This is a genomic window from Sphingobacterium sp. 18053 (assembly GCF_902706145.1).
In the GTDB taxonomy this organism is placed as follows: Bacteria; Bacteroidota; Bacteroidia; order Sphingobacteriales; family Sphingobacteriaceae; genus Sphingobacterium; species Sphingobacterium paramultivorum.
On sequence record NZ_CACSJW010000002.1, the window covers coordinates 601,395 to 622,606 of the forward strand.

At 40.4% G+C, this 21,212-nt stretch carries 21 protein-coding genes and 1 tRNA gene; 8 read left to right on the plus strand and 14 right to left on the minus strand.

Translation table 11 applies throughout. The features are described 5' to 3' along the window. Positions 1-248 precede the first annotated feature (248 nt). Entirely contained in the window at positions 249-905 is a 657-nt protein-coding gene (gene trmB, locus GVK91_RS06395) for a tRNA (guanosine(46)-N7)-methyltransferase TrmB (RefSeq protein WP_159727515.1), read from the minus strand. A gap of 201 nt (positions 906-1,106) precedes the next feature. On the opposite strand from trmB, the gene GVK91_RS06400 reads away from it, so the two are divergent. Then, on the plus strand, positions 1,107-2,048 hold the full coding sequence (locus tag GVK91_RS06400) for a GDP-L-fucose synthase (protein WP_153844446.1): 942 nt from the start codon (positions 1,107-1,109) through the stop codon (positions 2,046-2,048). A gap of 16 nt (positions 2,049-2,064) precedes the next feature. Here the strand turns inward: GVK91_RS06400 and GVK91_RS06405 are convergent, their stop codons facing one another. The 3 genes from GVK91_RS06405 to GVK91_RS06415 all read right to left on the minus strand — a co-directional run bounded on the left by GVK91_RS06405 (position 2,065) and on the right by GVK91_RS06415 (position 3,425). Then, positions 2,065-2,565: a hypothetical protein gene (locus tag GVK91_RS06405; RefSeq protein ID WP_075990247.1), complete on the minus strand. Its 501-nt coding sequence runs from the start codon at positions 2,563-2,565 to the stop codon at positions 2,065-2,067. Then, positions 2,555-2,974, minus strand: coding sequence for a hypothetical protein (locus GVK91_RS06410; protein WP_153844447.1), 420 nt, complete (start codon positions 2,972-2,974; stop codon positions 2,555-2,557). The genes GVK91_RS06405 and GVK91_RS06410 overlap by 11 nt, the downstream gene beginning before the upstream one ends. Positions 2,975-3,155: 181 nt before the next feature. After that, positions 3,156-3,425, minus strand: coding sequence for a YtxH domain-containing protein (locus tag GVK91_RS06415; protein WP_075990249.1), 270 nt, complete (start codon positions 3,423-3,425; stop codon positions 3,156-3,158). A gap of 235 nt (positions 3,426-3,660) precedes the next feature. Here GVK91_RS06415 and GVK91_RS06420 point away from each other — a divergent pair, with 235 nt between their 5' ends. Continuing rightward, a complete protein-coding gene (locus GVK91_RS06420) occupies positions 3,661-5,205 on the plus strand; it encodes a YifB family Mg chelatase-like AAA ATPase (RefSeq protein ID WP_159727517.1) in 1,545 nt (514 codons plus the stop codon). On the opposite strand, the gene GVK91_RS06425 is transcribed toward GVK91_RS06420, so the two are convergent. From GVK91_RS06425 to rsfS, 4 genes are read right to left on the minus strand one after another with little or no spacing between them, the layout of a single operon-like run. Then, positions 5,202-5,825 carry a rhomboid family intramembrane serine protease gene (locus GVK91_RS06425; protein WP_145328760.1) on the minus strand — a complete coding sequence of 208 codons (624 nt, stop codon included), beginning with the start codon at positions 5,823-5,825 and terminating at the stop codon, positions 5,202-5,204. The genes GVK91_RS06420 and GVK91_RS06425 overlap by 4 nt on opposite strands. A gap of 8 nt (positions 5,826-5,833) precedes the next feature. Then, positions 5,834-6,481 carry a lactate utilization protein gene (locus GVK91_RS06430; protein WP_120335174.1) on the minus strand — a complete coding sequence of 216 codons (648 nt, stop codon included), beginning with the start codon at positions 6,479-6,481 and terminating at the stop codon, positions 5,834-5,836. Positions 6,482-6,536: 55 nt separating this feature from the next. Beyond that, positions 6,537-8,618 carry an ATP-dependent zinc metalloprotease FtsH gene (ftsH, locus tag GVK91_RS06435; RefSeq protein WP_159727519.1) on the minus strand — a complete coding sequence of 694 codons (2,082 nt, stop codon included), beginning with the start codon at positions 8,616-8,618 and terminating at the stop codon, positions 6,537-6,539. Between the two features lie 46 nt (positions 8,619-8,664). Further along, the gene (gene rsfS, locus GVK91_RS06440) at positions 8,665-9,039 is read right to left on the minus strand and encodes a ribosome silencing factor (protein ID WP_046673130.1); all 375 of its coding nucleotides are present in this window, start codon (positions 9,037-9,039) and stop codon (positions 8,665-8,667) included. 47 nt (positions 9,040-9,086) lie between these two features. On the opposite strand from rsfS, the gene GVK91_RS06445 reads away from it, so the two are divergent. From GVK91_RS06445 to pfkA, 4 genes are all read left to right on the plus strand, one after another. Then, complete coding sequence (locus tag GVK91_RS06445; protein ID WP_220801580.1) at positions 9,087-9,857, plus strand: biotin--[acetyl-CoA-carboxylase] ligase; 771 nt, start codon at positions 9,087-9,089, stop codon at positions 9,855-9,857. Between the two features lie 155 nt (positions 9,858-10,012). Beyond that, positions 10,013-10,462 carry a protein-disulfide reductase DsbD domain-containing protein gene (locus GVK91_RS06450; RefSeq protein WP_182330617.1) on the plus strand — a complete coding sequence of 150 codons (450 nt, stop codon included), beginning with the start codon at positions 10,013-10,015 and terminating at the stop codon, positions 10,460-10,462. A gap of 86 nt (positions 10,463-10,548) precedes the next feature. Beyond that, positions 10,549-12,255 (plus strand): protein-disulfide reductase DsbD, encoded by a 1,707-nt coding sequence (locus GVK91_RS06455; RefSeq protein WP_159727521.1) that lies wholly within the window; start codon positions 10,549-10,551, stop codon positions 12,253-12,255. Positions 12,256-12,451: 196 nt separating this feature from the next. Then, positions 12,452-13,426, plus strand: coding sequence for a 6-phosphofructokinase (pfkA, locus tag GVK91_RS06460; RefSeq protein ID WP_075990255.1), 975 nt, complete (start codon positions 12,452-12,454; stop codon positions 13,424-13,426). Between the two features lie 168 nt (positions 13,427-13,594). On the opposite strand, the gene GVK91_RS06465 is transcribed toward pfkA, so the two are convergent. From GVK91_RS06465 to GVK91_RS06485, 5 genes are all read right to left on the minus strand, one after another. Beyond that, positions 13,595-14,041 carry a hypothetical protein gene (locus GVK91_RS06465; protein WP_159727523.1) on the minus strand — a complete coding sequence of 149 codons (447 nt, stop codon included), beginning with the start codon at positions 14,039-14,041 and terminating at the stop codon, positions 13,595-13,597. A gap of 302 nt (positions 14,042-14,343) precedes the next feature. After that, on the minus strand, positions 14,344-15,483 hold the full coding sequence (locus GVK91_RS06470) for a TlpA disulfide reductase family protein (protein ID WP_159727525.1): 1,140 nt from the start codon (positions 15,481-15,483) through the stop codon (positions 14,344-14,346). 74 nt (positions 15,484-15,557) lie between these two features. Beyond that, positions 15,558-16,322, minus strand: a complete 765-nt coding sequence (locus tag GVK91_RS06475) for a YgcG family protein (RefSeq protein ID WP_120335179.1) — start codon at positions 16,320-16,322, stop codon at positions 15,558-15,560. A 202-nt stretch (positions 16,323-16,524) separates the two neighbouring features. Next, entirely contained in the window at positions 16,525-17,091 is a 567-nt protein-coding gene (locus GVK91_RS06480) for a TPM domain-containing protein (RefSeq protein WP_317163029.1), read from the minus strand. Positions 17,092-17,107: 16 nt separating this feature from the next. After that, complete coding sequence (locus GVK91_RS06485; protein ID WP_046673163.1) at positions 17,108-17,686, minus strand: LemA family protein; 579 nt, start codon at positions 17,684-17,686, stop codon at positions 17,108-17,110. A gap of 165 nt (positions 17,687-17,851) precedes the next feature. Between GVK91_RS06485 and GVK91_RS06490 the strand changes: the two genes are divergently transcribed. Then, positions 17,852-19,396, plus strand: a complete 1,545-nt coding sequence (locus GVK91_RS06490) for an NAD(P)/FAD-dependent oxidoreductase (protein ID WP_153844455.1) — start codon at positions 17,852-17,854, stop codon at positions 19,394-19,396. A gap of 59 nt (positions 19,397-19,455) precedes the next feature. Beyond that, positions 19,456-19,528: transfer RNA gene (locus GVK91_RS06495), tRNA-Gly, on the plus strand. A 334-nt stretch (positions 19,529-19,862) separates the two neighbouring features. Here GVK91_RS06495 and sufD read toward each other — a convergent pair. Continuing rightward, the gene (gene sufD / locus GVK91_RS06500; RefSeq protein WP_159727527.1) at positions 19,863-21,170 is read right to left on the minus strand and encodes a Fe-S cluster assembly protein SufD; all 1,308 of its coding nucleotides are present in this window, start codon (positions 21,168-21,170) and stop codon (positions 19,863-19,865) included. Positions 21,171-21,212 lie beyond the last annotated feature (42 nt).

Here is a 21,212-nt window from a genome sequence, read left to right on the forward strand (position 1 = left end):
TAGGCACGCTTTTGAAGCGCTGTTTCCTTGGTTATTTTTTATTTTCAAATCGAAAATAATTAATAATATTTAAAAAACGAAATAAATCGAAATTATTTAAATATCGATTAAACAAAAAAGAGCCTCCCAAAAAAGACTCTTAAATTAATTGAAAACCAATAAAATACAGCAAAAAATAATGCAATCACTAAAAACAAAAAAAGTCCAAACTTTCGTTTAGACTTTCTATTATGAAATAAACCTATTCGTTATCGTTTTTCGAAACTCCATTTCACATAATTAATGTTCTTGTCATCAGCTAAATACTTCCGCTCGTAGTATGTTTTAATGGATAATACGTTATCCACCAAGTCTGAATGGTAAAGATCCGTCGTTTCTTTATATTTTTTCAAATGCTGTAAATCGATCTGCTCCAGTGTGTAAGCATAGAAACCATCGTTATCTGTTTTCAAATTCATCATCCCCTCAGGTTTCATAATGATTTTATAACGATCTAAAAACTTTGGCCCCGTCAATCGTTTCTTTTCACGACTATCTTGCGGTTGCGGATCCGGAAAGGTAATCCAGATTTCATCAATTTCATTTTCAGCAAAATGTTCAAGGATAGTCTCAATTTGTATCCGAAGAAAAGCAACATTCCGAATTCCATCTTCCAAAGCTGTCTTGGCTCCACGCCAAATACGATTGCCTTTAAAATCGATACCGATGAAATTTTTCTCCGGAAACAATCTCGCTAGATTAACAGTATACTCACCTTTACCACAAGCAAGCTCCAAAACAACTGGATTATTGTTACCAAATTGCTTCTCAGCCCATTTTCCTTTATATTCTTTGCCTGCGTCGAGTTGGATTACATTTTCAAAAGTAGCAACTTCAGCAAATTTACGTAGTTTGTCCTTTCCCATTTTTTAATAAATATCCGGCAAAAATAACCTTATATTCCCGCTAAAAAAAATAAATCTGAGGGACAGCACCAATACCGCCAATTGCGGAACAATCTGAAGTCCGATAGCACACACATGAATGAATAAATCGCCCTCATAGCGGCGAATTATATTGCATATAAAAAGCAATTTATCTAAGTTTGCAGGAATCAATAACTTATCGTGGAGAAAGACGCTAAAATTTATATAGCAGGCCATCGTGGAATGGTCGGATCGGCAATTCATCGCAAATTATCGGAACTTGGGTACAACAATATAGTCACACGCACATCTTCCGAATTAGATTTGCGCAACCAGCAAGCGGTCGCTGATTTTTTCGACCAGGAAAAACCTGACTATGTTTTCTTAGCAGCAGCCAAAGTTGGAGGGATCATGGCGAACAACACCTATCGCGCAGATTTTATCTACGAGAATATGGCTATACAGAATAACGTCATCAAATCTTCCTACGATAATAAGGTTAAAAAATTAATGTTCTTAGGTTCAAGCTGTATCTATCCAAAAATGGCACCACAGCCTTTGAACGAAGATATGCTACTTACGGGCACACTGGAACCTACAAACGAACCCTACGCAATTGCTAAAATCGCGGGAATAAAAATGACAGAAGCTTTTCGGGATCAGTATGGATGCAATTATATCTCCGTTATGCCAACGAATCTTTACGGCATTAACGACAATTACCATCCGCAAAACTCACATGTCTTACCGGCCTTGATCAGAAGATTTCATGAAGCTAAGATCAATCAGCTCCCTGAAGTTATTATCTGGGGAACAGGAACCCCCTTACGGGAATTTCTCTTTTCCGATGACCTGGCAGATGCCTGCGTCTTTTTAATGAATAATTATGACGAGAAACAATTTGTCAACATTGGCATTGGCGAAGATCTAAGCATTAAAGACCTTGCCGAATTGATTAAAGACGTTATTGGTTACACGGGAACTATTTCCTTCGACAGTTCCAAACCAGACGGAACACCACGAAAACTCATGGATGTCTCAAAACTGCACGCACTGGGTTGGAAACATCAAGTTAACCTCCGGGAAGGCATTCAACTAGCTTATGCGGATTTTTTGGAAAAAGAAGCAAACGCTTCCGAATAAATCCAACGCGATCGCATTAGTAGGTTTCGCTATAGGAAGGAATTCCGTACTCGTTAACCTCATCCTTGATAACCGCATTTTCAGCTTGGGCAGCTTTATTTTTCTTCTTTTTGGGACGAATAAACTGTGTTAACTTGCTGAGGAGACCACTGATTTTATCTTGATTGATCTGGCCGACAGCACGCTCTGACAATAGCAACATCAACGCTTTCTTAAAAACACCGGTATTTTTTAGGAACAACCTATTCATAACAAAAGGCACGCCGATACGTAAGGTCTTCGTTAGCCAATCGGAATCTGGATTGCTACTTTTAGAGAACAGCTGCTGGACAATATTTACCCCCGGTATATTATCTTTTAATGTATTGAAAAAGCGAATTGGGGCCTCTATTTTATTGTTGAGCAAGGTAAATTGAGTCTTAAGATAGACTTCTTGCTCATTCTTAAGGGCTTTCAAACGGGAAATCTCAGCCTTAAGCTCTTGTAGGTTACGTATTTTAGTATGTTTATTGTTCATTTGTAGCCCTTTCTCTATCAAGTTTTTCCTTATGTAGATCTTCTTCCTCCTCCTCAATCTCATCGTTCCATTTAGCCAAAAAACGGCGGATAGAAAGATCCATAAATTTGGACTCTAACATCGGCTCAAAAACCCGTATTAAGACAATAATCACTAAAAAAATACCCGCTGTCGCCAAAAAGCCCAAGGAATAACTCCCCAGTAATTCTCCGAGCCAAAAACCCAGTGCCAAGCATAAAAAAAACAGGACAAATAACGTGAATATCAGCTTTGTCGCATCAACCACAAGGCTAGCGATCAATCGAGAAGAACGCTCAATTGTCTTTAATTTGACAAGCTTAAACTGGGAGTCAATGTACTCTTTGGTTTTTTGAAAAGTACCACTAAGTGAAAATTTTTCTTCTTCCATGCATCTTAAAATTATTCAGGCTATTTCAGTGTCTAGTTTATAAAACGAATCCTGTTTCGGCTCAACGCTAGCAACTTCAATCCTCTATCCTAAAAAGAAAAGTGTTATCGTAAAAATCTATCCTAGAAATAGCCTGATGATATGTATTCTACACCAATTATTCATACGAATAATCTGCGAACTATGCATGTTCGATGATATCATCATCTAGCACTTCTTCGGTTTGATTTAATTTTCCTTTCAATGTAGAAACAATTTTCTCTTTAAAATCATTCAATTGATCGAATTGTTCTTCCGCTCTCTCACGAATAGCATCACTCAAATCGCTTAATGAATCATTGATTTTATCTCTCGTATCCGACCCCTTATCTGGAGCAAATAAAACTCCCAAAGCTGCACCTGCAGCAAGACCCGCTAACAACGCCAAAGCTACTTTACTTGTGTCATTCATTTCTTTTTCGTTTTAAAGTTCTAATTCTATTACGATGAATCTAGTCCTCGCTAATAATACAATTAACAGAGCAAATCGTTTGCCAAACGCGGCATTTAATCCATTATTTACAAGAAACTATATCTTCCAATATAATCATTTTTTGATAAACTTCGATTGACTTTCAATAATTCACCAAACAATTATTAACCCGTTCAGTTTTTTAGTATCTTTAAATCAACCCATTATAAAAATTATGCTAAATAAAACCTATTGCAGTGCCGTCTATGGAATCAATGCCTGCACAATTACCGTTGAGGTAATCGTATCTACAGGCCTGCATTATTATATTGTAGGGTTGCCTGACAATGCTGTAAAAGAAAGCTTAAGACGTGTCGAAAGTGCCATTACTTCCTGTCAACTTCACATGCCACGCCAGAAGATTGTTGTCAACTTGGCACCTGCAGACCTCCGTAAAGAAGGCTCCAGTTACGACTTATCAATCGCAATCGGCATATTGGCATCCTCCGGGCAAATGACAAATGAGCTTCTGGCAGATTATCTCATTTTAGGAGAACTATCATTAGACGGAAGCATTAAGCCCATCCGCGGTATTTTACCCATCACCTTACAAGCCCTGAAAGAAGGCTTTAAAGGGCTTATTTTACCACAAGAGAACGCAAAAGAGGCCGCTATTGTCAGAGGTGTCGATGTTATCGGAGTAGAGAATCTTAGCCAAGTTGTTGATTTCCTAAATCACAGGATAAAAATTGAACCAACAAAAGTTGATATTCAAAATTTCTTTCATACCGATACAGCGAATTACGATGTCGATTTCTCGGATGTTCAAGGACAGGAGAATATTAAAAGGGCCCTGGAAATTGCCGCAGCAGGTGGTCATAATCTTATTTTAATAGGTCCCCCTGGCTCAGGAAAAACTATGTTGGCAAAAAGATTGCCGACGATCCTCCCACCCCTCAATATGACTGAATCATTAGAAAGCACCAAAATACACTCTGTATCTGGAAACCTGAAGACCAAGGAGTCTCTCTTGACTACACGGCCATTTCGCTCTCCGCATCATACCATATCCGACGTCGCCATGGTAGGTGGGGGCTCCAATCCGCTGCCTGGTGAAATCTCACTAGCACATCATGGCGTACTGTTTTTGGATGAATTACCGGAATTCAAACGCAGTGTACTCGAGGTCATGCGGCAGCCTCTCGAATCGCGACAGATTACCATATCAAGGGCAAAACTTACGGTGGATTATCCGGCGAGTTTCATGCTGGTAGCGGCCATGAACCCTTGTCCCTGTGGCTATTTCAATCATCCCGAAAAGGAATGTATATGTGGCAGCAACACCGTACAACGGTATTTAAGTAAAATATCGGGACCTCTTTTAGACCGCATCGATCTGCATATTGAGGTGACGCCTGTATTATTTGACCAGCTGAGTACGACACGTAAAGCCGAAGACAGCCGTACTGTGCGAAATCGGGTCATTCAGACACGAGAAATTCAGAAAGAACGGTTTGATTCTTTTCCAAACGTTCATTGTAATGCGCAAATGAGTACACAATTGACCCGAGAAATATGTCAGATTGATGAGGCCGGAAGGAAGTTACTTAAAACAGCTATTGAACGCCTCAGCTTATCAGCGAGAGCATACGATAGAATACTCAAAGTTGCTCGCACAATCGCTGATATGGAGCGGAGCAAAATGATCGAAAACCATCATCTCGCCGAAGCAATCCAGTACAGAAATTTAGACCGGGAAACCTGGGGCGGAAAATTTTAGAACTGAGCCAAACAATGCTTAATAACCCAAGGGAAACAGATAATCGTCAAGATCACACCTGACAATGCACCAAAGAAATGAGCATCATGATTTATACCATCTTGTGCTTTTTTTGACGCCCACACGCAGTAACCTAAAAACAAAAACGCAAACAGGTAAGCAGGCATCGGTATAATCATCATCACACCAATGGTACTCTTCGGATCGAAAAGAATGTAGCTGAACAGGACCGCACAAATTGCACCTGAAGCACCTAAACTATAATAACCCGGGTTATTTTTCTGCTGAATGATCGTTGGAATATCACTCAGGATTAAACTACCTATATAGATCACGGCAAATAAAATATGTCCGTATGGACTTGCTTCTGCAAGTATACGCTCTAAACCAAAAGCAAAATAGTAGAAGGTAAGCATATTAAACAGCAAATGCCCCCAATCTTTATGTACAAAACCACTGGTAAGAATCGTATATACTTTTCGATTACGTGCGATACTATACGGGTGTAACATCAGTTTACCGTAAAGTTGTTCATGTGAAAATGTATAGATACTGGTAGCGAGTGTAAAAATGAAAATAATACTCGCAACAGGCATTTCTGTTAGATAAAATAATAGCATAGTAATTCTTAGAATCGATCCTCTAAAAGTAAAACGTAAAGCTCTTTTGGTCCATGTGCTCCCAAAACCAATCTTTTCTCTATATCAGCGGTTCTGGAGGGGCCGGTAATTGTCGAAATCATTGTCGGGATTTCCTGACCGTAACGCTTCTGCATATAGGCTAAAGCATCCTTTAGATCCCAAACCAATTGCGAAGCTTTGGCAATAACAATGTGAATTGGGGGATATATACTCAACCTGCGTCCTGAAGCATTTGCATTACTCACCATGACACTGCCATTGCGTGCAACTAATGCTTCACATGATGTAATACTTGCATTTGCTAATTCAAAATCTTCCGCTGTTTTTAAAAAAGGAAAACCATATGGACTGAGTAAATTTTGAACACCTTGTTCCCAAGCGTATATATTTTTAATATTATTCTCCTCAGTCAATGAAATCAAATTTTCAATCAGACCGATCTCGCCATCACAATACAGAAACTTGCCTCCCGCAGCAGTCAATTCGCGAACAAAAACAATATCCACCAACTCATCCTCTTCTTTATAAAGCGGTGTTTCTTTGAAATTGGGATGTGGATTATCGTTTTTCTGTAGTAATGCCTGACGTACCCGTTTTAACATTACCTCCTTCGCTGTTGCGTTCTTCACGTTCATGGCGCATGTATATATAAATGCAGCGCTAGATGACTCTAGCGCTGCAGCATTCAAATTAATTCAAATTATTTGACGGTGTTTCTGAGCTCTGCTCTTCGCGAGATCGCGCTTCGTCCGGGTGAACATCCAACGGTAGATCTGTCTGCGGAACTCCGCCACCATCAGCACCATTCACAAACTCCTCGTAAGTAGTCTTAGTTTCAAATGGGCGTTTACCTAATATCTCTTCCAAGTCCGATTGAAAAAGAATTTCTTTTTCCAGTAGCTTTTCAGCTATTTTAATCAAACCTTCACGTTTGTCCAGCAATAACTGTTTCGTACGTGCATAGACATCACTAATTAAGTTGCGAACCTCCGCATCAATCAACTCTGCCGTTTTGTCAGAATATGGTTTTTGGAAAGATGCCTCAGAACTGTCTCGGAAGGAAACATTTCCAACTTTATCATTCATACCGTAGATTGCAATCATCGCATAAGAAAGTTGCGTGATACGCTCTAAGTCATTTTGAGCACCTGTTGAAATTCTTCCAAAAGTAATATCTTCAGCGACACGACCACCCATAGTCATACATAAGCTGTCTATAAGCTGCTCTGTCGTATACAAGAACTGCTCGCGGGGAAGATACTGTGCATAACCCAAAGCGGCAACACCACGTGGTACAATAGATACTTTTACCAAAGGATCGGCGTGTTCTAAAAACCAGCCTGCAATAGCATGCCCAGCCTCATGATAAGCAACAATACGTTTTTCTTCCGGAGAGATGATTTTATTCTTCTTCTCAAGACCGCCGATCACACGATCAACCGCATCTTGAAAATCCTGCATATCAATCTCTGGTTTATTTTTACGTGCAGCGATAAGGGCCGCTTCGTTACACACATTGGCAATCTCAGCTCCCGCAAAGCCAGGTGTCTGCGCCGATAATTTCTTTGCATCGACCTCAGCCGATAACTTCAACGGCTTTAGATGCACTTTAAAAATTTGCTCCCGGCCAATTAAATCCGGTTTATCAATAGAAATTTGACGGTCAAAACGTCCAGGACGCAATAACGCTGTATCCAGTACATCAATACGGTTAGTAGCGGCTAAAATAATAACGCCCGAATCAGTACCAAAACCATCCATCTCCACCAATAATTGGTTCAATGTATTTTCACGCTCGTCATTACCTCCCATCATCGAGTTCTTACCACGAGCACGACCAATAGCGTCAATCTCATCGATAAAAATGATACATGGAGCTTTCTCTTTCGCTTGCTTAAACAAGTCACGAACACGCGATGCACCTACACCCACAAACATTTCGACAAAGTCAGATCCCGAAAGTGAGAAAAATGGCACTTGAGCCTCTCCCGCTACAGCTTTAGCCAATAAAGTCTTACCCGTTCCCGGAGGCCCTACAAGCAAAGCACCCTTCGGAATTTTACCCCCTAGATTCGTATACTTACGTGGATTTTTTAAGAAATCCACAATCTCCATAACTTCCTGTTTTGCCTCCTCAAGACCAGCAACATCATTAAATGTGATATTGATCTGCGACTCTTTATCAAATAGCTGAGCCTTTGATTTACCAATATTAAAGATTGCACCGCCGCCGCCGCCAGCACCACCGCCCATACGACGCATCAAGAAAATCCAGATTGCGGCCAACACCAACAATGGCAACATAAACGTGATAAACCAACTTGCCCATGGATTAGAACGATCATCATAAGTCAATTGGACCTTTGGTGTACCTGGAGTTAATTCCGCTTGCGATGCAGCTAATTTCTTTTCTAAAACATCGGGAGAAGCATCCTTAAAAATATATTGTGGTCCCTTATCCTCCTGCCCTGATAGACTTGGAAGCGGATCAGCAGTTTTTATAGCGTCTTTAAAACTTGGATTATCTTTCCAGCCCTTTTTTAGATAGACCTCCACCTCGACAAGATCATTCTTCTTATAGGCAACAAGGCGCTCTACAGAGCCTGTATTCAACATGCGTGTCTCAAAATCACTATAGCTAATTTCCTTAGCTGGGTTTTCTCCAAAAACGTACTGTAAGGCAAAAAAACCTAAAAACATGGCAATCATAAGCCACACAAAATTGAATTTTGGCGGTTTCGGGCTTACCTTACTACTCGGGATTTTTTTCATTATATCGTAATTATATTTTCTTTATAAATTTTTTCGTTGAGGACAATTAAGCGCTTTGGAAATGCTGTACTTCTGCATCTCCCCATAAATCCTCGATACCATAATGCGCTCTTTTTTCGGTCTTAAAGATATGTACAACCACATCCACAAAATCCAAAATCAACCATTCTCCATTTGATTGTCCTTCTTTATATTGGGGTTCTTGACCAAATGCCTTATAGACTTCTTCTTCGACACTCTTTGCTATCGCATTCACCTGAATGTTAGAATCGGCATGACAAATCACAAAATAATCGGAAACAGAACTGTGAAGATCTCTTAAATCCAAGCGAACGATCTCGTTTGCTTTCTTTTCTTGCATACCGTAAACGATAATTTCTGATAGACGTTGGGACAATTCTGAACTTTTATTTTTACTCATTAAAAAATGTGATAGTTTTGACTTAATATTTATTTAATACTTTCAGTTTGCAAAATAACAATATTTCGGGACTTATCATCGGTCAAAATACAATATATCTTGACAAAGTCGCCTCTACAAACGATTATCTCAGAGAATTATTGTCAAATTTCAAGCCACTAGCTGAGGGGACTGCCATTTTAGCAGAAGAACAATTTCAGGGTAAGGGGCAGCGCGGAAGCTCCTGGGTCAGTGAACCAGGGAAAAACCTAACGACATCTATCCTCTTAAAGCCTCAATTCCTACCAATAGCACAACAATTTGCGCTTTCAGCTACAATCGCCATTGCAACCGTCAATTGGCTGCAAAGCAAAACGGAGCAGCCTGTTGCCGTGAAATGGCCCAATGATATTTACGTCAATTCAAAAAAAATCACAGGCATTTTAATAGAAAATAAATTAAAAGGCAGTAAAATCGACAGCGCTATTATCGGCATCGGTGTAAATATTAATCAAATTAATTTTGACACAGCAACAACAATAACCTCGCTCGCCTACCTGACCGATCGACAGGATTACAACATCAAGGTACTCGCTCATGAGTTGTTCCAAGTGATCCAACAGGAGTACCTGACCCTTTATAAAGAGGGTGCCCAATATCAGTTAAGCCGCTACAACGCGTTATTGTTTTGGAAAGGTGAAGAAAGACCATTTCTCATCAATGGCATCAAGAAAACTGGAATCATTCAACAGGTATCTAGCGATGGGAAACTATGCGTTCTTTTGGAAGACGCCCTTCGCGAATTTGATATCAAAGAAATTACACATCTTATTACCTAATCTTTACAAAAAAACGATAGCCCATTTTAGAATTGTCAAACCTTTGTTCTAAATTTGTCAACAGCGTGATTAAACCTTTATTCACACGAAGCATCAAAGAATAATAACACACTGCAATCGTTGTAGCGGAAAAGGAAAGAACAAATTAAATTCGGATGAAAAAGTTAATACTGTTAATGACTGCAGTAATTTTTGCAGTTACGGGAGCATTCGCTCAGATTCACAAGCCTGTAAAATGGACTGTGGCCAGCAAAAAGTTAAATAACAAGGAAGCTGTAGTTTATGTAAAAGCTACAATCCAAAGTGGATGGCACATTTATTCACAAAATGTGAAAGATGGCGGGCCAATTCCAACTTCCTTCACCTTCGCTAAAGCTGCTGATTATGCACTAGTAGGTAAAACTGCAGAGCCAAAACCAAAAGTAAAACATGAGGATGTATTTAAGATGGATGTTGGTTATTTTACAAACGAGGTAATTTTCCAACAAAAAGTAACTTTAAACAAAGGAACTGCCACAGTTAAAGGTACTGTCGAATGGCAAGCATGTGATGCATCACAATGTCTTCCTCCAGACGAATATGCTTTTGCTGTGACAATCAAATAGTAAAAATGATTCTACACGGATAAATTAATAAGGCGATTCTCATCGCCTTTTTTTATTTTTGACCATAACATCAGAAATTCATACGCATGTTAAAAAACACATTCATTCTACTTTTAATTGCTTTTTTCAGCCTTTCTTTAACTACAGCAACTTTTGCCTCTGCACAAGATAGCTTAACAAATACAGAAGGGCTTCAATTTGAATCATCACCGGATACAGCTACTGCTGTTGAAGCGGTACCTGAGGATCTAAATTTTACAGCTTCACCTGACACGATGGTTAGTCAAGATAGCAGTAAAATAGCTCCAGCTAAGGCAAACGCTTCCTCCGGAAATCAAGAATCAGGAAAAAAATCACTTTGGAGTATCTTTATTGCTGGATTAGTTGGCGGCTTCGCAGCATTGCTCATGCCTTGTATATTTCCAATGCTCCCACTTACCGTAAGCTATTTTACAAAACAGGCCGGAAGCCGCGCAAGCGGTATCAGCAAGGCACTCTTATATGGTCTCTTCATTATTGTGATCTACGTCGCTCTAGGAATGATTATTACGATTGCCTTCGGTTCGGATGCGTTGAATGCTTTATCGACAAATGGGGTATTTAATTTCCTATTCTTTCTGTTATTGGTTGTTTTTGCCGCGTCCTTTTTTGGCGCTTTTGAAATTACGTTGCCAAGTTCTTTCGTCAATAAAATGGATGCCAAATCCGACAAAGGCGGTCTTGTAGGACTTTTCTTTATGGCATTCAGCCTTTCACTGGTATCTTTCTCCTGTACTGGCCCCATTATTGGCACCTTACTGGTCGAAGCGGCCTCAAAAGGAGAACGCTTAGGTCCAGCAATCGGTATGCTCGGTTTTTCTATAGCACTTGCAATTCCATTTGGTTTATTTGCGATGTTCCCTTCGATGTTAAAATCCCTCCCAAAATCTGGCGGCTGGCTAAATTCGGTGAAGGTTGTACTTGGCTTCTTAGAGCTCGCACTAGCGCTGAAATTCTTATCAAATGTAGATTTGGCTTACCATTGGAATTGGCTGGATCGAGAAGTGTTCTTATCGCTATGGATTGCCATTTTTAGTATGATGGGCTTATATCTTATTGGAAAGATCAAGTTTTCACATGACAGCGAATTAAAATTCCTCTCTGTACCGAGAACTATTCTCGCTATCATTGTATTTTCCTTTGTTATCTATATGGTACCGGGACTGTGGGGAGCTCCCCTAAAATCGATTTCAGCCTTCTTGCCACCTTCGGCAACACAGGACTTTGACCTGTCGGCAGGAATAGCAGCCGCTCCTTCACACAATGATGGTAAGGTTAAAAAATACGCGGAGATTTTTCACGAACGTGGTACACCAAAAGGATTTGATCCATACTACGATTATGATCAAGCCTTGGAAACAGCAAAAGAACTGAATAAACCGGTATTGATAGATTTTACAGGCTGGAATTGTGTCAATTGCCGAAAAATGGAAGCAAATGTATGGACTGATCCTGCGGTTGCCAAGCTCTTGAAAGAGGAATTTATTATGGCTGAATTATTTGTTGATGATAAAACAGAATTACCTGCAAACGAACAATTCGTTTCAAAATATAGTGGTAAAAAAATCAAAACCATAGGTAATAAAAACAGTGATTTCCAAGCCTCAGCTTTCGACAGCAATTCGCAACCACTCTATGTCATCGTCGATGCATCAGGAACAGTATTGGTTCCAAAAACCGGCGCAAACTATAATGTAGCAGAGTATACTGCGTTTTTACAGAGCGGAATTGACGCCTTTAAGGCAAAAAAATAGTCTGTATACGCTGGAGATATCCGTATTGAATGATACATGAGAAAAAGCAATTATTAAATTTACATTATCTTTAGCTCACGCTTAGGTGAATTGCACTTAAAAAAGCTATTGCTTGTTCTTAATAGCGTTATCGGCGACTTCCAATAACGGAAATATAATTGTATATACGCTTAAAAATAGCTAAGTTTGAGTACGTATGAGTAACATTAAAAAAATTGCTGTTTTGACATCTGGAGGAGATGCTCCAGGAATGAATGCTGGTATCCGTGCTGTTGTTAGAGCGGGTATCTACAATAATCTGGAAGTATTTGGCGTACGCAGAGGTTATGATGGTCTAGTTAATGGTGAGATTATCCCCATGGATGCTAAATCTGTAGCCAATATCATACAACGTGGTGGTACTATCCTAAAAACAGCCCGTAGCGAGGCCTTCAAAACTATTGAAGGACGTAAACAGGCTTATGAAAATTTACGCAGCCACGGTATTGATGCCATGGTTGTCATCGGTGGCGACGGTACATTTACTGGCGCATCCAAATTTATAGAAGAATTCGATTTTCCGATCATCGGTCTTCCGGGCACAATTGATAACGATTTGGCCGGCACAGACTTTACGATTGGTTATGATACAGCCATTAATACCGTTATCCAAGCCGTAGACAAAATTCGCGACACCGCCGAGTCTCATGATAGACTTTTTGTGATCGAAGTGATGGGTCGCGACTCTGGGCTTATCGCCGTTCGTTCTGGTATCAGTACCGGTGCCGAAGCAGTTCTGGTTCCTGAGTTCGAGGTAGACTATGATGCCATCATGAAAAGACTTGACAAATCCCGTAAAAATAAATCATCCCGCATTATTATTGTTGCTGAAGGTGACAAAGAAGGCGGCATGGTTGTTTCGGAAAAAATCAAGGAAAATTTCCCGCATTACGATGTTAGATTATCGATTTTAGGACATATTCAACGCGGCGGAAGCCCAACATGTATGGATCGCGTGTTAGCCAGCAGGCTTGGAGTTGCATCCGTAGAGGCTTTACTACAAGGTCGCAGGGGTGAAATGGCCGGACTGATTTGCAGTGAAGTAAGATTCACTCCTTTTAAGAGCGCCATCAAGCATAACGTAAAAATGAATGAAGATCTGCTTCGTATCATTGAAATCCTTTCTTTGTAAGTGATATAAGTTATTCTTAACTAACAATAAAAAAAGAGTATACATTGTGATGTATACTCTTTTTTTATTGACTTCCGTTACTAGATTGTCCAAATTCTTTGGTTAAGGTCTGACATCCAAACTGTCATGTGACATAAAGCCCCAATAGTACCATATCCTGCACAGTTGTTATTTAAGCAAATTATTGAGGTACTCTTCAGATACCGGAGGCAACTGAATGGCTTGGCCTGCTTTCGCCATCGAGTCAGCAAAATGATTCGTGTTGTTAATCGCCTGTTCATAGGCCTTAACAACCTGTTCCGATAAATGCAATACCTTAGGATCTTTAAGATCAACACGGTATTGATTATTTTCCAGTGTAACATGCTGATAAAAACGATATGCAGCAGCTTTTAGTTGGCCCAGCTCCTGTTGCGACAATTGATCTATTCTGGCATTAGGCGGCAGCGTAACATCGATAAAAGTCGTGTCTTTAGCCAATTGATCAATAGCGTGATCCAAAGGAATAGCGTGCAATGCCTCTAGGTTGACAACGGGAATCCCCTTATCTTGATCGCCACTGCAGGAAGCAATCACACTCCCTAGAAATATGCTTAGAATTACTGTTTTATTCATCTTTATAATTTTTATTACCACAATAGCATTAGAAATCCAATTGCTCAACTTGTTTAAAACCCAGGATTCATCACCCCTCAGTTGGGCTGTACATGAGGATATAGTAGTTCCATGTAATCATTCGCTATAGCAACAGGCGAAGTTAGTGAATTCCTTCTATGTTATCACAGCCGCTAGCGCAGTAACGATGAAAGCGCCATTAGGACAACATGATTAATAAGAAACCCCTAATTGTAGACCCAGTTCACGTGAGTATAACAATTAGGGGTTATTCAAATGCCTAATGGCGGTTATATACCGATTTATTTTAGCAATTCAGCTAACTTAGCCTCCAAAGCCTCACCTCTTAAATTTGATGCGACAATTTTACCGGAAGGATCAATGAGGAAGTTTTGCGGAATACCACGTACTTCGTACAACTTAACCGGAGCCGATTTCCAACCCTGTAGGTCCGAAACGTGTGGCCATTGTTGTAAATTATCATCATGGATAGCTTTCACCCAGGCATCTTTTTTACCCGGATTGTCTAAAGAAACACCAAACACGGTAAATCCTTTATCTTTGAATTTATTGAAAGCCGCAACGACGTTCGGGTTCTCGTGGCGACAAGGGCCACACCAGCTTGCCCAAAAATCCAATAAAACATATTTACCTCTTAAAGAAGATAAGGAGATATTTTTTCCTGTTGTGTCTGGCAATGTAAAGTCAGGCGCTACCGAACCAACAGCCACTGCTTTCAATTTCTGGATACGCTCAGCCAATTCCTTCCCTTTTTCAGAATTTTTCAATTCAGGAGACAATTTCTCAAAAGAAGTCACATATTCATTGACGTTCTCACCGCTGACATTCTCAGACAACAAATCCAACGTATACCAGCTTTTTGGGTTTTTGTTAATAAATTCAGCATCTGCTTTTTCCATTTTTTCGGAAATCTCACCAGCCTGTTTTTGCAGACCTTCGATGAATTTAGGATCCTGTTTTTGAGTCTCCGAAGCAGCATAATATTGTTGGTTCAACGCCTCGAACGCATCTGCATGAGGTTTCACAAAAGCCTTGTATTGCGTCAGATCATCATTGAGCGCTGTACCCGAGACGGTTGCATTTTTGAATCCTTTGGTTGCATCGACTTTGATAACTCCTTTAGAAAGATACAGCTGTGCTGTTTCAGGCTGCTTTTGACTATTTCTAAGTTCAGCGAAAGATAAGCCCTCCGGTGAATAGATCATCATACCCTTCGTTGGCGAAGCCACCTGTCCATTGAACTTAAACTCACCTTTTACAACCGTTGCTGAATCTGTTTGGCGAGTTCCATTGGCAGCATATTGCATAAACACTTTCGCTTTGTCCGACGTCGTGTTTACCTTTCCTGTAACCGTGTAGCTTTCTTGTGCCATTAACAAGGCTGGTAAAAAGCTTAAACCCATTAATATTCCCTTTTTCATAATTATATACTTCCCATAAATGTAAAACATTTCCGTTTCACTGTCCTCCTATTTAACATTATTTAGCAAAGTTGTTACCAACGTCCTGAAGCACCGCCACCGCCAAAATCACCGCCACCGAAACCGCCAAAACCGCCACCTGAGCCGCCGCCGAAGCCACCGCCACCACCTCGGCCGCCACCGCCGCCAAGACCATTCAGCAATGTCCACCAAAAGATATCAGAAGCGCCACGTCCATTCATCACACGACCACCACCACCACCTCCACCGCGGCCACCGCGATTGGAGAAAATAACAATCAAGAATATCACAATAATAATGACAAACATCACCGAACCTGATCCCTTTCCTTTCGGTTGTTTTGGATCAGCTTTGTATTCTCCTTTTGTGTAGGAAATTAGGGAACTGGTTGCATCGTCGACTCCTTTGTAGTAATCTCCTTGACGAAAAGCCGGTTTGATATCATTTTCAATAATACGATATGCAATGGCATCGGGGACAGCCCCCTCTATACCATAACCTGTTTGAATGGTCACCGCACGATCTCCCAGCGCTACCAACAACAGAATACCGTTATTATACTTTTTATTCCCAATACCCCATTTTTTCGCTAAACGGACTGCATAATCAGAAATATCATAGCCGCCGGTAGAATTCATCATAACCACTGCAATCTGCGTAGATGCAGAATCCTCAAATGCCAATAGCTTCTGCTCCAATAATTGCTTCTGACTTGCTGTCAATGTGTTTGTATAATCATTGACAAGTCTGTTTGATGTTTCTGGGAAATCTTGACCCAATACTGTGGCTATCGACAGCATACAAAGCAACATAGCCATAGCAGGGATTCGAATCCGAGAAAATAATCTCGATACAAATTTCATCCTATTATTCTCTTTTATTCATTTTTATTTGCCTTAAGCAGCTTTCATGCTCCTAATGGCGTTCGGTGAATCCCGAAGTCGGGTTTATCACAATTTTTATCAATCTATTTGCGAGACAGGCAATAGCAGCTCGGGGTTCTTGCTGGCCACTTAACAATTAACGGTCTCCAAAAACAATATCATTTGGAAGCTCATTGATGTCATCGTGTTCACGCGGAAAGAATTTCGCCAATTGTTTACCCGCATGCTCGATCCCTTTGACCAAGCCCTCAACAATGCGATCCACCCGAAACTCCGCCACCATAAGATCTTTGGTACTATTCCAAAAATCACTTTCTACACGTTGATGGATTCCCTTATCGCCGATAATGGAAAATTTATGGTCTTCAAGCGCGATATAGATAAGAACACCGTTTTTCAACGTGGTCTTATGCATGCCCAATTTGGAAAAATAATGTGTTGCACGATCATGTACCTCGTCGGGGCAATGATTTTCTACCACTACACGAATCTCACCAGAAGTCTCATTTTCAGCCACATTAATGGCGTGAACGATCTTCTCTTGTTCTTCAGAATTTAATGCCATAGTCTGTATAAGTTTGCACTCCAAAACCAAATTACCAAACGGTATTCCTGATTCAAAGTATCTAAAACTAGTTAAAACACGATAAAAAAATGGATGATGTGCTTCTACGAAAGCCGCATCATCCATCGTCCTGTTCATTACTAATAATTTACTATTAGAATGATACCGTTGGCGCTTTATCCGAACCAGGGGCCGCAGTAAATGTACCTTTTGCCTTAAATCCGAACATACCCGCCATTAAATTATTCGGGAAGCTACGTACGGTGGTATTGTATTGCTGTACCGCTTCATTGTAAGATCTACGTTCTGTTGAAATACGGTTTTCAGTACCTTCCAACTGTGCTTGTAATTCCAAAAAGTTCTGATTTGCCTTCAAATCAGGATAAGCTTCAACCGACGCTAAAAGTCGACTCAACGAACCGCTGAATTCATCCTGAACTTTTTGAAACTTGGCAATATTCTCCTCAGACAAATCATCGGCATTAATCGTCACCGAAGTTGCTTTAGCTCTCGCCTCTACAACGGCTGTCAATGTACTTTCTTCGTGCTTTGCCGCTCCTTTTACCGTATTAACCAAATTTGGAACTAGATCCGCACGACGTTGATACGCATTTTCAACTTGTGCCCATTTTCCTTTAACATTCTCATCTTGTGAGACCATCGTATTGTAGCCACAGGAGTTTAATGATACTAATGCAAATAAACCACATAGGGCGACCAAAAATCTTTTAATTTTCATTGTTCAAAGAATTAAATACTATTCAAATTATACGGTTACACTATCAAAGCATATACCAAGCTCTTACTAAGATAAGAATATTTTTATTTCCAAATCTCCAAATAGCCAATATTCATTAACTTTGTCTCGGTTTTGGGATAAAAACCCAGCCCTCATACTATGCAAAAAGAAATCGAAATTGCGATACTTCCAGAAAGGATCGAGGACGAACAGTACATTATACAGCAGGGCATAAAAGCTTTACGCGTTCAACCCCAGCAAATCAAAGGTTATAAAATCCGGAAACGTTCAATTGATGCCCGAAGCAAGCAGGTGGTCTACCGGGCAAGGGTTATCTACTATATCGATGAACTGCCTGTTCCTGAAATCTACGAAAATAATTTCAAGTCTGTCAAAGACGGAAAATCCGTTATTATTATTGGAGCAGGCCCTGCCGGCATATTTGCGGCTATCCGCTGCATTGAGCGTGGGCTCAAACCAATTGTAATCGAACGCGGTAAGAAAGTACAGGACCGTAGACGCGATCTAGCAAAGCTGAACCGAGAAGGCATCGTAAATCCCGAATCAAACTACTGTTTTGGTGAAGGTGGAGCCGGAACTTACTCCGACGGGAAACTATATACACGTTCCAATAAAAGAGGTGATGTAGACAAAGTGCTCAATCTTTTTGTCTCCCATGGTGCTACGACAGATATTCTAGTCAATGCACGGCCACATATTGGTACAAATAAACTGCCGCATATTATTGAAGCAATGCGCGAGAGTGTTCTTGAATTTGGGGGCGAATTTCATTTTGACCAACGTGTCGACGACATTTTAGAATCTTTCGGTCATGTGCGCGGGGTCAAGTTAGCCAGTGGCGAAGAAATTAAGGCCGATCACGTCATCGTAGCAACAGGACACTCTGCACGGGACATCTTTGAGCTTTTTCACCGTAATAACTGGCTGATCGAAGCCAAAGCCTTTGCATTGGGGGTGCGCATCGAACATCCGCAGTCAATCATTGATCAGGCGCAATACCATTGTCAGGTTAGAAGCGAGCATTTACCCCCTGCATATTATAGTTTGGTTGAACAGGTTAATGACCGTGGGGTATTTTCATTCTGCATGTGCCCAGGTGGCGTTATCGCTCCCTGTGCAACAGATTTAGATGAAATTGTTGTCAACGGATGGTCCCCATCCAAACGAAACAATCCGCACGCCAATTCAGGCACCGTTATTCAGATTAACCTTGAGGACGTTGCCAATGCACATAAGGATCCTTTTGCATTACTTAATTTTCAGAAAGAGATCGAGCGAAAGGCTTTTGCCGTAGGTGGTGGTAAACTCGTTGCTCCGGCACAACGTATGGTCGACTTTGTCGAAGGACGTGTGTCTATGGATCTGCCAGAAAACTCTTACAAACCCGGAACAGCATCTGCAGATCTCACCGAAGTGCTACCTGCTTTTGTTCACGAAGCATTACGCGGTGCATTGCCAATCTTTGGCAAAAAGATGAAGGGGTATTATACCAATGAAGCCATTTTAGTTGGTGTAGAATCACGGACATCTTCACCGATTCGGATTCCTAGAAATAAAGAAGATTTACAACACCCTCAGGTCAAAGGACTTTACCCTTGTGGTGAGGGTGCAGGTTATGCCGGAGGTATCATTTCAGCGGCTATAGACGGTATTAATTGTGTTGATGCGATCAATTTAAGTTAACATTTTTTGTTTTTTCTCTTGCAGAATACGAATAAATGCCTTACTTTTGTAGCATCAACGCGAAAGTAGCTCAGTTGGTAGAGCACAACCTTGCCAAGGTTGGGGTCGCGAGTTCGAATCTCGTCTTTCGCTCTAAAAAAGCTTCCAAAATTTGGAAGCTTTTTCTGTTTTATAGCATTATACTTTCTTTCTTGCCAGCCTCCTAATTGGAGCATTGAAAAAAGATAATATCCCAATATCCTAATATAAAGAGGCCCTCCTATCTATTTTTCGATAGAGATCTTAACAAGAGAAAAAGCGAACACGCTATAAAACCCAAGGTTTGTAAGCGTAAGTTGTATATAAAGACATGTACATGGTCGTACAAAACTACAAACAGGTACCGTAGATCCAATTGTTTCTATAAAAAATGGCGTTCACCGTATCGGTAAACGCCATATTTAAAAGTATATGATCCTAAATGGATTTAATTTGTTCTTAGGCTTTCTTCTACAAGCTCTTCAACATATTTGCGAACAACTTCATTAGAGAAACGTGTCGTTACGTCAAATGCAAATGCATGTACCAACAGGATACGTGCAGACTCTTCACCAATTCCTCTTGCTCTCAAATAAAATAAGGCTTCATTATCAAACTGACCGATGGTACATCCGTGTGAACATTTTACGTCATCTGCAAAGATCTCCAATTGTGGCTTGGTGTAAACCGCCGAATTGTCCGACATCAACATATTATTGTTCTGTTGAAAAGCATTTGTTTTTTGAGCATCCTCACGCACAAAGATTTTTCCATTGAAAACCGCAATGGACTTGTCCTGTGTAATATTTTTATACCATTCGTAAGACTCACAATGTGGCTTAAGGTGGTCTACAATGGTATGATTATCGACCAATTGATCACCTGCAGTTAAGTTGATTCCATATAAATGGCTCTCCACATGTTCTGCATCCAAGCGAACATTGATATTGTTACGGATAAAAGAAGCGCCAGGAAAATTACAGTTGTAATTATTATAAAGGCTATCTTTTTCTTGGTATACCTCTGTATGATTAAAGTAACGGCTTACAGATTCTGCGAGCTGTAAATAATAATGTTGTACTTTAGCGTTCTCTTTGACGATAATCTCAGAGACCTTATTGTGTACATTATTTGCAGTACCTTCTGCAGTGATAAAGCTTTCGATCAATTCAAGCTCAGCATTTGGCTCGACAACGATCAAATTGCGTGTTTGTGCAAAGAAATCCTCTTTCCCTGTAGCGACATGAATAATCTGTATTGGTTTATCAAGTACAACTCCCTTTTTCAAATGTATAAAAACACCATTTGTAAAAGCAGCCGTATTCAATGCGACCATAATATTGTCTGACTTATCCGCATATTTAGCAAAATGGCTCTCGAATGCAGGCTCTGAAGTGGCTTCATCCATTGGAATAACCGTCAGTCCCTTCACATTTTCTAATTCACTTACCGCTAACACATACTGACCATTCACCAAGATAATACGGTAGGCATCCAATTGAGGAATCTCCCCTGCACTAAAGTCTAAGCCTTCGATATCCACATCGACATCAAGCGCATAAGGCTTATTGATAATACTGTGGATGTTTGTATATTTCCATTCTTCATTCTTAACGGTGGGAAAGCCTGCTGCTTCGAAACGCTCGAATGCAAGTTGGCGGGCCTCCACGAAAAACGAAGGTTCGTCTGAAACGCCCTGCTCTTTGAAAGCTCCCAACACTTGTTGAAGTAATGATTCTGAAACTAATGTACTCATGTTATTTTTTAATCAAATCGCCAAAATTCTCTTCCAATCCTA